The organism is Sutterella faecalis (assembly GCF_006337085.1).
In the GTDB taxonomy this organism is placed as follows: domain Bacteria; phylum Pseudomonadota; class Gammaproteobacteria; order Burkholderiales; family Burkholderiaceae_F; genus Sutterella; species Sutterella faecalis.
On sequence record NZ_CP040882.1, the window covers coordinates 836,090 to 852,163 of the forward strand.

General features: G+C 57.7%; 16 protein-coding genes and 1 tRNA gene. 11 read left to right on the plus strand and 6 right to left on the minus strand.

The window, feature by feature from the left end; genetic code table 11:
* Positions 1-65: 65 nt before the first annotated feature.
* Together FG381_RS03320 and FG381_RS03325 are read right to left on the minus strand one after the other, a co-directional pair.
* Positions 66-875, minus strand: a complete 810-nt coding sequence (locus FG381_RS03320) for a metal ABC transporter permease (RefSeq protein ID WP_139687532.1) — start codon at positions 873-875, stop codon at positions 66-68.
* Between the two features lie 2 nt (positions 876-877).
* Positions 878-1,564, minus strand: coding sequence for a metal ABC transporter ATP-binding protein (locus FG381_RS03325; RefSeq protein ID WP_139689122.1), 687 nt, complete (start codon positions 1,562-1,564; stop codon positions 878-880).
* 118 nt (positions 1,565-1,682) lie between these two features.
* On the opposite strand from FG381_RS03325, the gene FG381_RS03330 reads away from it, so the two are divergent.
* The 6 genes from FG381_RS03330 (at position 1,683) to FG381_RS03350 (ending at position 6,572) form a co-directional block, all read left to right on the plus strand.
* On the plus strand, positions 1,683-2,582 hold the full coding sequence (locus tag FG381_RS03330; RefSeq protein WP_226960319.1) for a metal ABC transporter solute-binding protein, Zn/Mn family: 900 nt from the start codon (positions 1,683-1,685) through the stop codon (positions 2,580-2,582).
* Positions 2,583-3,211: 629 nt separating this feature from the next.
* Positions 3,212-4,297 (plus strand): trans-sulfuration enzyme family protein, encoded by a 1,086-nt coding sequence (locus FG381_RS03335; RefSeq protein WP_264297855.1) that lies wholly within the window; start codon positions 3,212-3,214, stop codon positions 4,295-4,297.
* The gene (locus tag FG381_RS12840; RefSeq protein WP_265575147.1) at positions 4,275-4,355 is read left to right on the plus strand and encodes a PLP-dependent transferase; all 81 of its coding nucleotides are present in this window, start codon (positions 4,275-4,277) and stop codon (positions 4,353-4,355) included. The genes FG381_RS03335 and FG381_RS12840 overlap by 23 nt, the downstream gene beginning before the upstream one ends.
* 101 nt (positions 4,356-4,456) lie before the next feature.
* A complete protein-coding gene (locus FG381_RS03340) occupies positions 4,457-5,269 on the plus strand; it encodes an amino acid ABC transporter substrate-binding protein (RefSeq protein ID WP_139687534.1) in 813 nt (270 codons plus the stop codon).
* A gap of 119 nt (positions 5,270-5,388) precedes the next feature.
* Positions 5,389-6,054 carry an amino acid ABC transporter permease gene (locus tag FG381_RS03345; RefSeq protein ID WP_139687535.1) on the plus strand — a complete coding sequence of 222 codons (666 nt, stop codon included), beginning with the start codon at positions 5,389-5,391 and terminating at the stop codon, positions 6,052-6,054.
* Between the two features lie 248 nt (positions 6,055-6,302).
* Entirely contained in the window at positions 6,303-6,572 is a 270-nt protein-coding gene (locus tag FG381_RS03350) for a hypothetical protein (protein WP_139687536.1), read from the plus strand.
* Positions 6,573-7,738: 1,166 nt separating this feature from the next.
* Here FG381_RS03350 and FG381_RS03355 read toward each other — a convergent pair.
* From FG381_RS03355 to cysS, 3 genes are all read right to left on the minus strand, one after another.
* A tRNA-Ser gene (locus FG381_RS03355) sits at positions 7,739-7,827 on the minus strand.
* 241 nt (positions 7,828-8,068) lie between these two features.
* A complete protein-coding gene (locus tag FG381_RS03360) occupies positions 8,069-9,139 on the minus strand; it encodes an acetyl-CoA carboxylase carboxyltransferase subunit alpha (protein ID WP_139687537.1) in 1,071 nt (356 codons plus the stop codon).
* Positions 9,140-9,258: 119 nt separating this feature from the next.
* Positions 9,259-10,665, minus strand: a complete 1,407-nt coding sequence (gene cysS, locus FG381_RS03365) for a cysteine--tRNA ligase (protein WP_139687538.1) — start codon at positions 10,663-10,665, stop codon at positions 9,259-9,261.
* A gap of 420 nt (positions 10,666-11,085) precedes the next feature.
* Here cysS and FG381_RS03370 point away from each other — a divergent pair, with 420 nt between their 5' ends.
* From FG381_RS03370 to FG381_RS03385, 4 genes are all read left to right on the plus strand, one after another.
* On the plus strand, positions 11,086-11,646 hold the full coding sequence (locus FG381_RS03370) for a tetratricopeptide repeat protein (RefSeq protein ID WP_226960318.1): 561 nt from the start codon (positions 11,086-11,088) through the stop codon (positions 11,644-11,646).
* Positions 11,647-11,706: 60 nt separating this feature from the next.
* A complete protein-coding gene (locus tag FG381_RS03375; protein ID WP_139687540.1) occupies positions 11,707-12,288 on the plus strand; it encodes a peptidylprolyl isomerase in 582 nt (193 codons plus the stop codon).
* 209 nt (positions 12,289-12,497) lie between these two features.
* On the plus strand, positions 12,498-12,989 hold the full coding sequence (locus tag FG381_RS03380; protein WP_139687541.1) for a peptidylprolyl isomerase: 492 nt from the start codon (positions 12,498-12,500) through the stop codon (positions 12,987-12,989).
* Between the two features lie 5 nt (positions 12,990-12,994).
* The gene (locus FG381_RS03385) at positions 12,995-13,912 is read left to right on the plus strand and encodes a UDP-2,3-diacylglucosamine diphosphatase (RefSeq protein WP_226960317.1); all 918 of its coding nucleotides are present in this window, start codon (positions 12,995-12,997) and stop codon (positions 13,910-13,912) included.
* A 118-nt stretch (positions 13,913-14,030) separates the two neighbouring features.
* On the opposite strand, the gene FG381_RS03390 is transcribed toward FG381_RS03385, so the two are convergent.
* Positions 14,031-14,345, minus strand: a complete 315-nt coding sequence (locus FG381_RS03390) for an antibiotic biosynthesis monooxygenase family protein (protein ID WP_139687542.1) — start codon at positions 14,343-14,345, stop codon at positions 14,031-14,033.
* Between the two features lie 184 nt (positions 14,346-14,529).
* On the opposite strand from FG381_RS03390, the gene FG381_RS03395 reads away from it, so the two are divergent.
* Positions 14,530-15,477 carry a LysR family transcriptional regulator gene (locus tag FG381_RS03395; RefSeq protein ID WP_139687543.1) on the plus strand — a complete coding sequence of 316 codons (948 nt, stop codon included), beginning with the start codon at positions 14,530-14,532 and terminating at the stop codon, positions 15,475-15,477.
* Positions 15,478-16,074: the final 597 nt, after the last annotated feature.

The window sequence follows — 16,074 nt, forward strand, 5'->3', positions numbered from 1 at the left end:
ATCTCCTGATGCCTGCTGTCTCCCTTCCTAAGCGTTAATGATACTCGGCCGGCCGCGCAGCTCCGTCACCGCAAAATCGGGATGAGGCGCTTCCAAAATGCTGTAAGCGCGAGCACCCCAACAGAAACCAGCGCCGTGAGTCCGCCCGGAGCCGCATCGACGACCGCAGAAAGCATGAGGCCCGCCGCCGCATCAAAAAGGCTGATTCCAATGGCGCTCCAGAAAGTCGCGCGAAAGCCGACCTTGAACTGGAGCGCCGTTGCCACCGGGATCGCAATCATCGAGGAGAGAACCAGCACGCCGGCGATGGGTATGGCGGCTGCAACGGCCGCGGCCGTGAGAAATGCAAATGCATACCGGTGAAAGACCACATGGATGCCGGCAACCCTCGCCGAATCCTCATCAAAGGAAATAGTGATGAGCTCGTTGATGGAGAGCGACAGATAAAGGAGCGCAAGCGCCGTAATGCTCCCGATCATGAGGATGTCGTCGTCGGTAACGGTGAGAACGCTCCCGAAAAGAAAGTTTTCCGCCCGCCCCTGAACGGCTCCCGAAGTGATGAGCGTCACGGCCGTGCCGACAGCGAGCGCAAGCACGACCGTGAGAATCAGGTCCGTGCGCTCGCGAAAGAGGCCTCTCATGGCTTCAATCAGCACGCCGCAGAGTGCGGTGAAGAGAAAGGCCCCGGCGAGCGGATTAGCGCCGAAAACGAGTGCGGTGGCGACGCCCGCGAGCGAGGAGTGGGCGAGCGTGTCGCCGATCATCGAGGTGCGCCTCAGAACAAAGAAAATCCCGATCACGGGACAGAGCACGGCCATTGCGAGAATGGCCGCAGCAGCGCGCTGCATGAATCCGAATTGAAAAAGTTCAAGCATGATCAGCCTTCATTGCGATCCGGTTCCAGTTCCTTCTTCTCTTCTTCCTGATAGGCAGCCGGCGAGCAGATGTGCGCGCGGCCGTCCTTCAAGTGAATGAGCTCCGTGCTTGAGGCGATGGCCTCAGCGAGGTTGTGCTCCACTGCGACGATCGTGATTCCCCTCTGCCGGTTGAGGACCTTGAGCAGCGCATAAAGCTCCCGCTGGCTCTTCAGATCCACGCCGGTCGAAGGCTCATCGAGAATGAGAAGGCGGTTCTCGCCCAGAAGCGCTCTGGCGAGGAGCACGCGCTGGCGCTCTCCTCCCGAAAGACTTGGGAAAAGTGATCGCTTCATGCCGGCCATGCCGACGGCGTCGAGCACATTCTCCACGGCCTCCTCCCGGCCGCTCCGGGGCATCCCCTTCGCGGATGCAAACGAGAAAAGGAGCTCCTCCACCGTGATGGGGAATCCGGCCATGGAAGTCGGATCCGTCTGCGGCACATAACCGATCGCCTTCGTCGACACCATGATTCCTCCGGAGGAGGGAGACAAAAATCCAAGGATGAGGCGCATGAGCGTGGTTTTCCCCGCGCCGTTCATGCCGATGATGGAGACGTAGCTTCCTTCCTCAATATCGAAGGAGAGGTCCTTGAGCAGGTAGGGGGCGCCCCCGGTGTACGAAAAGTAAAGATGCGAAATGGAAATCATCCCGGACATTTTCCCGACGCTTCCTTTGTCCGCTTGAAAACAACTCGATGGGAGGCGTAGTATACGCGTCGCCGATCAAATTGGGAATGGATTCCAATTTCATTTTAAGGAGATGCAAATGCAGAGGAGAAAAATCATCGGAATGGGCGCCGCCGGCGCGCTGTCATTCTTTGCCGCCCTGCCGGCACGTGCGGATTCAAAGGAACCGCTTGTGGTCGCGGCAAGCTTTGACGCCATGGCCGAACTCGTAAAGGCCATGGGCGGCAGTCTTGTCCGGGTGGAGACCCTCATTCCGCCCGGAGCAGAGCCTCATGACTTCACGCCGACCGTGAAAACCACTCAGCTCCTCAGAAAGGCAAGCGTCCTCGTGGTGAACGGCTTCGGAATGGAGCCCTGGGCGAAGAAAATCGCTGCTGCCGCTGAAAACCCGCGCCTGATGCTCGTCACAGCGTCAGAGGGCGCGGTCCCCGTCAAAAATGCCGACCCCGATGAAATCGCCGAACACGGCGCAGATGACCCGCACCTCTGGCTCTCTCTTTCGGGCGCAGAGATCGAGGCGAAGAACATTGCCGAAGCGCTTGCCAAAGCAGATCCGAAGAATGCCGAAGCGTATCGAATGCAATTCACGCTTTTCAAGGGAAAGCTTCACGTCCTCAGAACTCAGTATTCAGCACGCTTCAAGTCGGCAAAACGGCGCTTCTTCGTCACCGGTCATGCCGCTTTTGCTTATCTCTGCCGGGACTTCAATCTGGAGCAAAAGAGCGTCGAAGGCGTTTTCGCAGAGGGAGAACCCACGCCGAAGCGGCTCGCGCAGCTCGCGATCCAGTTGAAGAAAGCCGGCGTGCGCACGGTTTTCGCCGAGAAGCTCCTGAGCCCCGCTGTTTCGAAAACGCTCGCCGCAGAGGCAGGCGCCCGGGTGGAAACGATCTATACCATGGAGTCCGCCGAGGACGGAAAAAACTACCTCGACCGCATGAAGAGCAACCTTGAAAAAATCGAATCTGCGCTTAATGATTGAGTCGAAAGCTTTTTTAATGTATTACCCGGCTTTCTTTCCGCTAAGCAAAAAGTACTATTGACACTCGCCGTCAAAAGGTAGAGACTAACCCTAACTCGCCGGTTGCTTTAAGTGCGCCGGCACTGCTTGGTCAACTTTTTGGGAAGGAATCGTCATGATGGTCTCCACGCTCGCAATGATGTGCATCATGTGTCTCATGTGCACCCAGTGCATCCAGAGCCGTCGCGACGCCTGCCCGGTCTCCCTGCGCCTTCCCCTCAACATGAGGTCCTGAAGCTGCGCACCAGCGAGATCAGAAAGTTTTTTTAAGGCGTCCCCCAAAAAGGACGCCTTTTTTTATTCCTTCTCCTTCACCACCCGCAAACCTCTCAAGGCCGCTCAATGTTCTTCTTCACTTGTCTCCGTTCGACGATTTCGGCTTCATGTCGAATGTGCATGTCTCAAGCCTCAATGCCTGGAGCACCTGTCGCCGTCTCCCCTGCAGCCCGAGCACGCTGATGCGCAGCTGAGAAGAGCGGCGCCGCCCCTTTTGACGCATTGAGGCCGAAGCGAAGAACCCGATTCTTCCTGCGGCCTTTTTTGCGCCCTGAAAAAACGTCTGATTTTTGAAAAATTACCAAGGATATCAAATGAAATACGCAACACTAGCCGTTCATGGCGGTTTGAAGGATGAATCCCACCAGGCAGTCGCCTACCCCGTCTATCTCTCATCGACCTTCATTCAGCCCGACTCCGAACACTTTCAGGCCTACGGCTACTCGAGAAGCGCCAACCCGACCCGTGCTTCGGTAGAAAAGCTCGTCGCGGATCTCGAGGGCGCGAAGCACGCCTTTGCGACGAGTTCCGGAATGGCCGCCAATGCCCTCGTTTTCGAGCTTCTTGAGCAAGGCGACCGCGTTCTCATCTCGAGCGACGTCTATGGCGGCACATGGCTCTTCACGACGCAGCTCTTTGCAAAGCGCGGAATCGAGTTCGAGGTTGTCGACGACTTCAACACCTACGACTTCACCAAAGCCCCGGCCAATACGCGCCTTGCCTTCATTGAAAGCCCGACGAACCCGCTTCTCACCGTAACGGACATCCGCAGGGTTGCCGCCGCCGCAAAGGCCCGCGGCATTCTCACCGTCGTCGACAATACGTTCCTTACCTCCTACCTTCAGAAGCCGCTCGATCTCGGCGCCGACATCGTCGTCTACTCGGCCACCAAGTATTACGCCGGCCATTCGGACCTTCTCGCCGGCTTCGTGGTTCTCAACGACGACACGCTCTATGAGCGCTTAAGGATCTACAGCAAAGCGCTCGGCGGAATTCTCGACCCGCTCGACAGCTTCCTCGTTTCCCGCGGCATCCGCACGCTCCCGCTTCGCATGGATCAGCACAACCGCAATGCTGAGCGTGTAGCGGAATTCCTCTCGTCGCACCCGGGAGCTGAAAAAGTCTTCTATCCAGGGCTCCCGGATCATCCGGGCCACGCCATCCAGGCCAAGCAGGCGCGCGGCAGCGGCGGCGTTCTCTCCTTCCGCTTCAACGAAGCCGGCTACGACCTCAATCGGTTCGTGAAGGCCCTTCGCATCTTTGCCTTTGCGGTGAGCTTAGGGGGCGTCGAATCGCTGATCTGCCGCCCGGCCACGATGACGCACGAATCCTATGCGCCCCGAACTCCAGCAGAAGCTCGGCATCACCCGGAATCTCCTGCGGGTCGCCGTCGGCATTGAAGACCCCGAAGACCTCATCAAGGACCTTGAAAACGCCTTCGCCCAGGCGAAGCGCTGATTCGATTCCATCCGTTTTCCGGAAGCCCGGGCATTTCATTCCTTTCTATTGACGCTCCCGTCCGGGCTTCCGGCCCCATTTTTTCCATCAGGACATCCATCATGGCTATCTTTTCATCCCTTCGCCGCACGTTCCTTTCCGCTGCCGTCTTCACGGCCACCTTCGCCGCGCTGGGTCTCCCCCTCGCTCCGGCCCATGCCGCCGACGGGGATCTTCTCCAGAAAATCAAAGCCGCCGGAGAAATCCGGATCGGCACCGAAGGCACCTACCCGCCCTACACCTACCATGACGAAAAAGGAGCGCTCACGGGCTTTGATGTTGAAATTGCCGAAGCCATAGCGAGGAAGCTCGGCGTCAAACCGCGCTTCATCGAAACCGCCTGGGATTCGATGATTGCCGGGATCGACGCGAACCGCTTCGACATCATCGTGAACCAGGTCGCCGCCACACCAGAACGCAAGGAAAAATACGACTTTTCCGAACCCTACCTCTACGTGACGGGCGCCGTCATCGTGAAGAAGGGAAATCAGGAAATCCGCAGCCTCAGGGACCTCAGGGGAAAGCGCGCCGCGCAGACCGTCACCTCCGACTGGGCAGATCAGGCCCGCAAGGCGGGAGCTGAAATCGTGAGCGTTCAGGATTTTTCGCAGTCCGTCCAGCTCGTGGCCTCGGGACGCGCCGATGCAACGATCAATTCGGAAGTGTCGACGCTCGACTTCCTGAGCCAGAAGCCTGATGCGCCGATCGAGATCGTCGAGCGCACGCGTTCAGGAAACGGCATCGCAATTCCCTTCCGCAAAGGCAATCCCGAATTCAAGGCCGCCATCGACAAGGCGCTCGAGGAGCTCAGGGCCGACGGCACGCTCTCGAAGATCTCTCTCAAATACCTCCGCACCGACGTGACGAAGGATTAAGTCACCCTTCCCTCTGCGATGCAAAGCCGCCCTGCCGGGAGGAGTCAATCCTCCCGGCAGCCTCTACATCTTTCCCTGAAGATCCGACTCCATCCGGCAAAGATGCCGGGAAATCCGCCATGAACGACCGCATCATCGGAATCCTTGAGGATTCATTCACGCAGCTCATCATTCCGGGCATCACAGCGACCATTCCGCTCACGCTCATCTCCTTTGCCTTCGGTCTCGCCATTGCGCTTCTGCTCGCAATCGTGCGGACGAAGGATGTGCCCGTGCTCTCGACCTTCGCGCGCCTCTATGTCTGGATCTTCCGGGGAACGCCGCTCCTCGTGCAGCTTTTCGTCATTTTTTACGGGCTCCCGAGCATCGGCATCACGCTCGAAGCCTTTCCGTCGGCAATCATCGCCTTTTCGCTCAACGTGGGCGCCTACGCTTCGGAAGCAATTCGCGGCGCCATCGCGGCAGTCCCAAAAGGACAGTTTGACGCCGGCGCCTCCATGGGCATGAATTACCTTCAGATCATGCGGTTCATCATCCTCCCGCAGGCGATCCGGATCGCCTATCCGCCGCTTTTCAACGAATTCATCTCGCTCGTGAAGAGCACGTCTCTTGCTTCATCCATCACGGTGATCGAAATGTTCATGAGCGCGCAGCGGATCGCCGCGCGCACCTATGAGCCCTTCTGGCTCTATCTGGAAGCGGCGGCGATCTACCTTCTCTTTTCAACGGTGCTGACGCGACTTCAGGCGATCGGCGAAAAGCGGCTCAATCGATACAGGCACTGAGAAAGTCATCCTTCCTGTCTGAACGGTGACTATGCGCATGGACCTGGTGCAAGTCAGGAGTTTTCATGAGCGTTTGCCCAAGATCCTCCTTAAAGCCCATCAACTTGATGCGTCTTTAAAGTTCTGAAGAGGCCGCATCCTTAGCCAGCCACTATAGATTGTGATAAGCACAACACTAAACCACATTTTCAGAACGACATGCCACACTTCTCCTAAGATGGTCTAAACAATTTTTCAAAGGACTGCACGTGACGCAATTTATCTTGTCGGCGCTGTCGAATGACGTTTCCTATCTGAAGGGAGTCATCACCGACAACATCGCGCCCAAAGACTCCATCGAGCTCGCCAGCAACGTCTGGCTTGTCGCCTTTGAAGGGACCGCGCAAAAACTGGCTGAACAGCTCGGTCTTGAGGATGGTGCGCATGGAAACTACATCATCGCCTCCATGAACGGCGTAAATGGTTTCGTTCCCCAACCCGTCATTCAGTGGATCGATGAGCATGACAGAAATAAATAAGACCATAGATGCTTCATCCATAAATCGAGAGCTTGGGGAAACATCAACCCGTATGGATGATCATCAGCGCAGGCTTGGAGATCTTGAAAGCGAAATGAAGGTCACAAGACAACGCTTGGAAAATATTGTTACCCGATTGGGGAGCCTCGAGAAAAATTCAGAAGCGATCTAAAAATCACTGGATGACCTCGTTGCACAAAGCCACCATCTGTCTGGGTTCATCGGCGGATTTAAAACGGCCTCCAACCTTTACTACATTATCGGGGCGATTCTTTTTACTGCCGTGGGTTTTGTCTTGAAGACTTTCCTCAAATAGAGAAGACATCAGCCGACGCCCAAAACTTCCCCCGGTCTCAGCCGATCCGATTTCTCACCCAGAAAGAGAAACGCACTGCCGCTGCAAGGATGGGAATCGAGTTCTCTTAGCCGGGGAAGGCCGCGCTCTATTCCTGCGGAGAGATTTTTGTTGACGCACCCTCAATTGCTTGACAATTATTTGATTTTTCAAAATAATATTTGACAAACGGATATGTTCCCGTTGCGACTACCCTCGTCCCTGTGATGGAGGGCATTCGAAGTGGCGGGAATCAGACCAGTTTCGCCGTGGCTAGGTGAAGGCGATTCCTCCGTTTCCCGAAGCCGGCGATCATCCAACGATCGCCGGCTTCTTTTGCGATTGCCTCAGCGTGCGGCAATTACGAATGACGAAGCCGCCTTCAGACGCATGATGAACAGCTTCTCCGCGATCCCATTCGATTCAGTGAAGGCATCCTCAAAGGCATGCCTCAAGCCGCAGTCATCTCATTATTTGACAAATAGATGATTTTTCAGGAATAATATTTTCCAAACGGATATGTTCCCGTTGCGGCTGCCGTCGGCTTCGGCTTGACGGCCTGTCAAAGTGGCGAAAACAGACCAGGCTCATCGAGGTCAGCTGAAGGTGAGTCCTCCGTTGATCAAGCGAAAGCCGGCTGTCACTCAGTGATTGCCGGCTTTTTTCGTATGGCTGACAATGCAGTTTCCGAACGCCATTTCCTTCAATCGCTCCCGGAATAAAAAAAGCCCCTTCTGCAAACGTAGAAAGGGCTATTTTGAGCGCATCGCTTATGGCGCTACTTATGGCGGTTTTTAAAATCGCCTCGATTTCCTACTGCCGCAAAGGGGTTTGGCGGAAGGAGTGGGATTCGAACCCACGGAAGTTATTAGCTTCGCCGGTTTTCAAGACCGGTGCATTCAACCACTCTGCCATCCTTCCGGGATGCATAGGAGCAAGAAGTTTTCGGATTTTATATGAGAGACGTTCTGCCCGCAAGGAGGAAGCTCGATCGAGCACGTTGATGGGCCTTCAGGAACCGCAACTGCTGCGCCTGACGAAGCTCTGCCCGACAGTTTGCTTTGAGAGCCGTCTCCAGACGCGAGCATCAGCAGCCGCCGAAAGCAAAACAGGAGCTCGGAAAGCCCCTGTTTCTGCACTCAACGGATGAATGCCTCAGGCGTTAAGCCTTTGCAGCCTTCCCGAGCTTCTGCGAGGAGCCTTCGTCGCGAAGCTCGAGCGCATCCTCAATATCCTTGGGGTCTGCAGCCGTCTGCGGTTCAGCCACGACGTCGAAGAACCCGTAGCCGCGCATGCGCTCGGCTCGGCGCTCAAGGAGATCGTCAATCGGAAGCTTCATGAGCGCGCGAAGTTCATCGATGAGCGCCTGCTTCAGATTCATGGCCATCAGCTTGGGATCACGGTGCGCACCGCCCAGGGGCTCAGAGATGACGCGATCGACAAGGCCGAGCTTCGAGAGCCTGTCGGCCGTGAGCGCAAGCGCTTCCGCAGCGCGCGGAGCCTGCCCCGCGTCCTTCCAGAGAATGGAGGCGCAGCCTTCGGGAGAAATCACCGAATAGGTCGAATACTGAAGCATCATCACGATGTCGGCCACGGCAATCGCGAGCGCGCCGCCCGATCCGCCTTCACCGATCACGCAGGTGATGACGGGAACCCGAAGCCCCGCCATTTCAAAGAGATTGCGGCCGATGGCCTCGGACTGACCGCGCTCCTCGGCATCGATGCCGGGATACGCACCCGGCGTATCGACAAAGGTGACGACCGGAAGATCAAACTTCTCGGCAAGCTCCATGAGCCTCAAGGCCTTTCGGTACCCCTCGGGCTTTGCCATGCCGAAATTGCGCTGCGTGCGTTCCTTAAGCGTTCTCCCCTTCTGGTGACCGATCACGACGACATTCATGTCGGCAAGACGCGCGAGACCGCCCACGATGGCCTGATCGTCTGCAAACGCGCGGTCGCCGTGGAGTTCATGGAAATCCGTGAAGATTTCATCGATGTAGTCAAGCGTATAGGGGCGCGCCGGGTGGCGTGCGACGAGCGAGCACTGCCAGGGCGTGAGGGACGCGTAGATCTTCTTGACGAGCTCATTTTCCTTCGCTTCAAGGGAAGCAATTTCGCTCTCAACCGATACGCCGCTCTTCGACTCCGTTTCCGTGAGCTCGCGCAGTTCATCAATCTTCTTCTCGAGCACCTCAATGTCGTGCTCGAATTCAAGGAATACTTTCTTGGCCATCTTTTCCGTGCTCAGCTGCTCCATTGAGCGCTGTTGATGTTGGGTCGGTCGCTCTGCGGCTTTTTCCTGCAAAGGGGAAGCGCCGCAGAGGATTGAAGTGATTCGATTTCAGAGCGCGATCAGATCCTGCGCCACGTTGTGCCGCCGGGACCGTCCTGAAGCTCCACGCCTTCGGCGAGAAGGCCCTTTCTGATCTCGTCGGCGCGCGCGAAGTTCTTTGCCTTCTTCGCGGCGGCGCGCTCGGCAATCAAGGCCTCAATCCGGGCTTCTTCGCCCGCATCCTGGATCCCGCCCTGGAGGAACTTCTCCGGATCGTTCGTGAGGATGTTGAGAATATGGCCGAGACCGAGGAGCTGGCGAACGAGTTCTTCGGAACCCGTACGGTTGATTTCCGTCGCGAGTTCAAAGAGCACGGCAACCGCCTGCGCCGTGTTGAAGTCGTCGTCCATCGCCTCGCGGAAGCGCGCCGCATAGGGCTCTTCCCAGTCAAGAGGCTGCCCGTCGCCCTTCCGGCCCTTGAGGGCCGTATAAAGGCGAACCAGTCCCTTATGGGCTTCCTCGATGAGGCCCGAGGAGAAGGTGATGGGGCTTCTGTACTGGCTTCTCAGGAGGAAGAAGCGGAGCACCTCGGCGCCGAAGCCGTCGCCGTAGGCTTCGTTCGTTTCCTTGAGCGCATCGCGGATGGTCCAGAAGTTGCCGAGCGACTTGCTCATCTTCTCTTCCGTGCCGTCGGCCGACCGAACGCGCAGCGGCCCCGAATGCATCCAGTAGTTGGCGAATGTTTTGCCGGTTGCCGCCTCGCTCTGCGCTATTTCATTTTCATGGTGCGGGAAGATGAGGTCCGGGCCGCCGCCATGAATGTCAATCGTTTCGCCGAGAAGGTTCATCGCCATCGCCGAGCACTCGATGTGCCAGCCCGGACGGCCGCAGCCCCACTTCGAGGTCCACTGCGGCTCGCCCGGCTTCGCGCTCTTCCAGAGAACGAAGTCGAGGGGATCGCGCTTGCCTTCAGCAACCTGCACGCGGGCGCCCGACTGAAGATCGTCGATCGACTTGCCCGAGAGGCGGCCGTAATTCTTGAAGCCCCTCACGGAATAGTCGACGTCGCCGTCGGCCGCGTGATAGGCGTAGCCCTTTTCCTCGAGCTTTTCGATGAGGCCGAGCATCTGCGGAATGTATTCGGTTGCGCGGGGCTCAAATGTCGGAGCAAGGCACCCGAGCGCAATCATGTCTTCCTGCATGGCCTTTGCGAATTCGGCCGTGAGGGCGTCGGTCGTGATGCCGCGTTCCGCCGCGCGGCGGATGATTTTGTCGTCCACATCGGTGATGTTGCGCACGAAGGTCACTTCGTACCCCGAGGCCTCAAGCCAGCGGCGCACCACATCGAAGGCGACGAACGTGCGTCCGTGGCCGATATGGCAGTAGTCGTAGACGGTGACGCCGCAGACGTACATGCGCACGCGGCCGGGTTCAATCGATTTGAAGGGGCGCTGTTCGCGCGAATAGGTCGAATAAATCGAAAGCATGGAATTCCTGAGAAATCTGTCCCTCTGAAGCGCTTCCGCATAGCCCTTGTAGCATCGCATGCGCAGGTAGCAGCACGAGCCGTTCTCGCTGATCCAGCGCAGGTGCCGCAGGGACGGGAGAAAAGATTCCCGATACAAAGTTCTGATCTTCTGAATCATGTGCGGCGGCTACAATTACGAGCTGAAGCGCCCGGGGCCAATGGCCTCGCGGGCTTTGCTCAATTTTCTGATTCGCTCGCCCCTTGGGCGAACGGACGAAAGATCATGAGAGTATAGCCGCCCGGCCGGCCCGAACAGCCTTCTGAAGCGTCTTCTCCCATGCCGGAAGCATGCATCAGCCGTTAGCCTGATGACTCAGGCTCTCCCCAAATATGCGTCGCCGGCTTTCCTCGACCGACACTTGACCCGATGAGTAGTTTCATGCGCGCCAAACCAATTCTCCTTTCCACCTGCGCCGCCCTTGCGCTCGGACTTTCCTTCCTGAGCGCGCCCGCTCTGGCCGCTTCGGAAATGGAGGAGCTTGCGGCAACCCTTCACCCGGGCGATTTTTCGCCCAGGGTCGAACAGCTGCTTACGAACGGGCATCCCGCGCAGGCGCTCGAGCTCGCCGACATCGGCATCAAGCGCAATCCCCGGAATGCCCAGCTTCAGTTCCTGCGCACCGTGAGCCTTGAGTCGCTCGGGCGCACCGAAGACGCCGCGAAGGGCCTCAAATCCCTCATCGCGGCCTACCCGGAAATCCCCGAACCCTACAACAACCTCGCCGTCATCGAGGCCGGCTTCGGGAACCTCGAGGAAGCGCAGGGACTGCTCAAGAAGGCGCTCGTCATCAATCCGAAGTTTTCGCTCGCCCAGAAGAATCTCGGCGACGTCTACCTTGCGCTCGCGCTCGAATGCTATGAGGCGGCAGCGCCCGCACTCGAATCGAACACTGAACTTCAGTCGAGACTGAGAACATTGAAGCGCATCAGCGGCCGCTGATGCCGCCGCCGGTTCCCGTCCCGACATTCTTTTTTCTTTCAATAGGCCAATCGGACAACCATGCAGTACCGCACCCGTCTTCTTCTTCCGCTTCTTCCTGCCGCCGCCTTCCTCGCCGCGCCCCTCGCGCGCGCTGCAGCGCAGGAACCGCGCGTTGAAATCGAAACCACTCTCGGCAAGATTGTCGTGCGCCTCGCGCCCGACCGCGCCCCGCAGACGGTGAAGAACTTCCTTCGCTACGTCAATGAAGGCTTCTATAACGGCACGATCTTCCACCGCGTGATCCCGGGCTTTATGGTCCAGGGCGGGGGCTTTGACGAAACGCTTCGCGAAAAGCCCACGCACGAACCCATTCCCCTCGAAGCGCGCGGCGGCCTCAGAAACGACCGCTACACGATCGCCATGGCGCGCACGAGCTACCCGCACTCGGCGACGTCGCAGTTCTACATCAATGTTGCCGACAACGACTTCCTCAATGCCGATCAGGCTCAGGACGGCAACGGCTACTGCGTCTTCGGCACGGTTGTCTCGGGCACCGAAGTGGTCGACAAGATTGCTGCGGTCCCGACGGGAAGCCGCCGCGGAATGGGAGATGTTCCGGTCACGACCGTGAAGATTCTCTCGGCCAAGGTTCTTCCCTGATCCGGAGTCTGCATTGTTGAGTTCCCGGGGTTGAGCGCGCCGAAGCGCGTCTCCCCCTTATGCGACAATAACGATTCCCCTTCCGGAAGATCCCTGACGGAGCTTCTGAAAGGTTTTCACGCTGCTGAAAGACTTGGAAGCCTCGCTTTTTCACAAAAGACGGCTTCCTGCGGCGCGCATTTACTTTTGAACCCAGTTTTTATTCTCAAATGATTCGCTTCACTACCAATCTCGGCGTCATCGACATTGAACTTGATCCCGAACACGCTCCGATCACCTGCGAAAACTTCGAAAACTATGTGAAGTCGGGCTTCTACAACGGCACGATCTTCCACCGCGTGATCAAGGGCTTCATGATCCAGGGCGGCGGCTTTGAGCCGGGCATGCAGCAGAAGCCCACCAACGATCCGATCAAGAACGAAGCCGACAACGGCCTGAAGAACGACAAGTACACGATCGCGATGGCCCGCACGAACGATCCGCACTCGGCCACCGCGCAGTTCTTCATCAACGTTGCCGACAACGACTTCCTCAACCACACCGCCCCCACGGGCAACGGCTGGGGCTATGCCGTCTTCGGCAAGGTCGTGGCCGGCCAGGACGTGGTCGACCAGATCGCGCGCGTCCGCACGGGCACCCGCGGCTGGTTCGGCGACGTGCCCGTTGAGGACGTCGTCATCGAAAAGGCTGAGGAGATCTGAGTCTGATGACCGAGAGCCGCCCGGAACCGAGCGACGGCATGGTGGGGAGGAAAGCGCCTGCGAAGGGGAAAATCCCCTTCGGCATGCGGCTCTTTCTCCTCATCAATTCCACCCTGCGTTTTTTCAGCAGAAGCAAAATGGACCTTTCACAGTTTCCGCCTCCTGCGCTCGCCGGGCGAACCGAGGTTGAGCCGCTTACCAATCCGGTAATTATTTCGGATCTTCACCTCTCACCCACGAAGCCCAAAACCATCATGGCGTTCGTGCGCTTCATGAAGTCCGTGGCGCCGCGCTATCCGGAACTCGTGATTCTCGGCGACCTTTTCGACTTCTGGCTCGGCGACGACGCGCACCCGGAAGCGAAGCCCGTGATGGCGCTCCTCAAGCTCCATGCGGCAACCGGCCGGCGCGTCCTCGTCATGCCCGGAAACCGCGACTTCGTGCTCGGAGAGGGCTTTGCGCAGGCGATCGGCGCAGAACTCCTTCGCGATCCGATCGTGGTTGAAATCAAGGGCCGCAAGGTGCTTCTCGCGCACGGAGACGAATGGTGCCTGAGAGATACGGGATACCAGAAATTCCGCAAAATCACGCACGATCCGGTGTGGCAGGCGATGATGCTCAAGAAATCCGTTGCCGAACGCATTGAGGTCGCCAAGCAGGCGCGCTCGCAGTCCGAAACCGACAAGGCGCAGAAATCCATGGACGTGATGGACGTGGTCGAAGGCGCCGTGGCCGAAGCCGCAAAGTCTGCGGGCGTGGATCTCGTCATTCACGGACATACGCACCGTCCGGCCGCCCACGTTTTCGACAATTACGAACGCTGGGTGATTCCCGACTGGAAGCTCGACGGCGTCGAGGGCGCGGGAAAGAGCGGCTGCATTACGTTCCTCGACAACGGCAGGCCCCAGATCCAGATGTTCTGAGCGTTCTGACGATTCGCTTCGCTAAAATCAAAAATGCCCGGGAAATCCAAGCCTTCCCAGGCATTTTTGTTTACGGACAAGGCTTCCCGCGCGAGAAGCCATCGCCCCGACAGAATCGTCAGATCAGGACTTCAAAGCACTCAAGCTCCGGACGATCGACGTACATTTCGCGATTCTTCGGTCCCGTGGAATGGGACTTTCTGAAATGTTCCGACTTCGTCCAGTTGAGGAAGTCTTCCTTCGACTGCCAGCGCGCAAAGGAGGAAAAGAGAACGTAGCCGTCCTTCTTCGCATCGAGCTTGAAGAAGCGGAATTCCAGCAGCCCTGGCATGGATTTCGCACTGACATCCGCCTCCTGCCAGACCTTGAGGTACGCGTCGGCGAATTCCGGCTTGATCTTGAAGCGGTTCATCGTGATGTATTCGGATGCCATGAAAGCACTCCTAAAAAAGTTTCGGTGCCGCAAAGACTAAGGGAAAACGCGCACCAAAATCCGCGATCGTTACATCCATATACGCGCCAATGAATTTGTAAACAATCCTCTGCAAAAACTTCCTCATCCAAACATCAGGCCTTTCACCTGCCGAATAATCAGTTTCCCCCGATAGACCTCATCCATGCAGCAGCCTGTCTCTGAAGAGCTCCTCCGCCTCCTTTCGGTTCTCTACCGCACGCAGTCGCTTTCCCTGGCCGCATCCCGGCTTGACATCAGCATTTCCACCGCGAGCCGAATGCTCCAGGGCGCGCGGGAGCTCTTTGACGACAAGCTCTTTACTCGCTCGAGCCAGCTGATGCACCCGACGCCGCGGATGGTAAAGCTCATGCCGCAGATCGACCGCATGCTCGAAGACATGGCGACACTCGTCGGCAAGGACTCTCTTGATCCGATGAAGGCTGAGCGCACGATCCGCATTGCGGCGCTTGACTGCGCGTATACGATGTTCGTCGCTTCGGCCATTCATGAAGCGCGAAGGAAATCTCCGGGCCTCCATTTCTCAACGACGCCCATCAGCATCGATACGTTCGCCGAACTAAGCGCAGGACTCGTCGACCTCATCATTTTCGGCACCGACTGCGAACCCGTGCAGGGAAACATCCATGTTCAGCGCCTGTTTTCCGCACCCTATTGCCTCGTCGTCCGCGAAAGCCATCCGCTCGTCTCGATCTTTAAGCAGAAAGGCCGGCTCGATCGGGAAGACATCGAGCCCTGGCAGGTGATCTCCATCGCCACGCCTTTCTCCCGCCTCGTCCCTCGTTCGGTCCTTCCCTGGTTCGACGACGCCGATCAGCCGCACGGCATCACCATTCCCTACCATGCCGCCGCCATATTCGAGCTCCTTGAAACGGATTTGATCGGCGAATTCGCCGAGCCCTACGCCCGGAAAATTCTCTCGCTCGTCCCCGGACTCGCATTGCTTCCGTTCGCAGGATTCACCACCTATCAATGGGCGCCCACGCTCTTCTGGCACCCGAGAACGCAGCAGGACCCTGTCATGGTATGGCTGCGCGGGCTCATCGGCCTTGAGGCGCGCCGCATCCGCGACCAATTTCATCTGGCACCCTGAAAGCCCGCTCTTTTTTCAGATCCTGCAAGGATGACCCGTCAAATTTGACGACGCCATCGCCGTAGATGCCAATTTCGCGAAAGAAGACCGATTTCTAAACTTTTTCCCGACCTGGGAGATGTCCGCACGCATCTCTTCAAACAAAAGAAAAAGGAAGAAATCCTTCATGTCGATCTCTGGACCACCCACGTTTGTCAAGCTCCAAGTACGGTAACGCGCGAGCTCAGGAGCGAAGCTGCGGGCAGTGAGTTAGTCGAGCGCCTTATAGCGGCAGCTGGCGGCATTGCTGGCCTGGTGCCTTCAGGCACTGAGCCTATTCCTGTCAAGCGGTCGTGGAATAGCGAGCACGGCCTTCAGGCCGAGCGGAGCATATGCCGCGTAAGCCGCTTTACAGGACCTCCGCCGATACAATGTCGCTATGTGCGAATGCGACAAGCGAAGCGCAGCCCGCATTCGGACTTAGCGACCCTACATCGGCTAATCCGTGTTATGTCATTTTGGTTGTTGCCGGCAGTATTCCAGTCCCAGTAATCACGCATCAACGAGAGAGGCCGCTTCCGTTAATCTCTCAGGCCTGTCGGCATGCTTGCATGCCAT

What these genes read in the sequence shown, in the direction of transcription:
- FG381_RS03320 (WP_139687532.1), bottom strand. Translation starts at nt 875, where the DNA reads ATGCTTGAACTTTTTCAATTCGGATTCATGCAGCGCGCTGCTGCGGCC.
- FG381_RS03325 (WP_139689122.1), bottom strand. Translation starts at nt 1,564, where the DNA reads ATGATTTCCATTTCGCATCTTTACTTTTCGTACACCGGGGGCGCCCCC.
- FG381_RS03330 (WP_226960319.1), top strand. Translation starts at nt 1,683, where the DNA reads ATGCAGAGGAGAAAAATCATCGGAATGGGCGCCGCCGGCGCGCTGTCA.
- FG381_RS03335 (WP_264297855.1), top strand. Translation starts at nt 3,212, where the DNA reads ATGAAATACGCAACACTAGCCGTTCATGGCGGTTTGAAGGATGAATCC.
- FG381_RS03340 (WP_139687534.1), top strand. Translation starts at nt 4,457, where the DNA reads ATGGCTATCTTTTCATCCCTTCGCCGCACGTTCCTTTCCGCTGCCGTC.
- FG381_RS03345 (WP_139687535.1), top strand. Translation starts at nt 5,389, where the DNA reads ATGAACGACCGCATCATCGGAATCCTTGAGGATTCATTCACGCAGCTC.
- FG381_RS03360 (WP_139687537.1), bottom strand. Translation starts at nt 9,139, where the DNA reads ATGGCCAAGAAAGTATTCCTTGAATTCGAGCACGACATTGAGGTGCTC.
- cysS (WP_139687538.1), bottom strand. Translation starts at nt 10,665, where the DNA reads ATGCTTTCGATTTATTCGACCTATTCGCGCGAACAGCGCCCCTTCAAA.
- FG381_RS03370 (WP_226960318.1), top strand. Translation starts at nt 11,086, where the DNA reads ATGCGCGCCAAACCAATTCTCCTTTCCACCTGCGCCGCCCTTGCGCTC.
- FG381_RS03375 (WP_139687540.1), top strand. Translation starts at nt 11,707, where the DNA reads ATGCAGTACCGCACCCGTCTTCTTCTTCCGCTTCTTCCTGCCGCCGCC.
- FG381_RS03380 (WP_139687541.1), top strand. Translation starts at nt 12,498, where the DNA reads ATGATTCGCTTCACTACCAATCTCGGCGTCATCGACATTGAACTTGAT.
- FG381_RS03385 (WP_226960317.1), top strand. Translation starts at nt 12,995, where the DNA reads ATGACCGAGAGCCGCCCGGAACCGAGCGACGGCATGGTGGGGAGGAAA.
- FG381_RS03390 (WP_139687542.1), bottom strand. Translation starts at nt 14,345, where the DNA reads ATGGCATCCGAATACATCACGATGAACCGCTTCAAGATCAAGCCGGAA.
- FG381_RS03395 (WP_139687543.1), top strand. Translation starts at nt 14,530, where the DNA reads ATGCAGCAGCCTGTCTCTGAAGAGCTCCTCCGCCTCCTTTCGGTTCTC.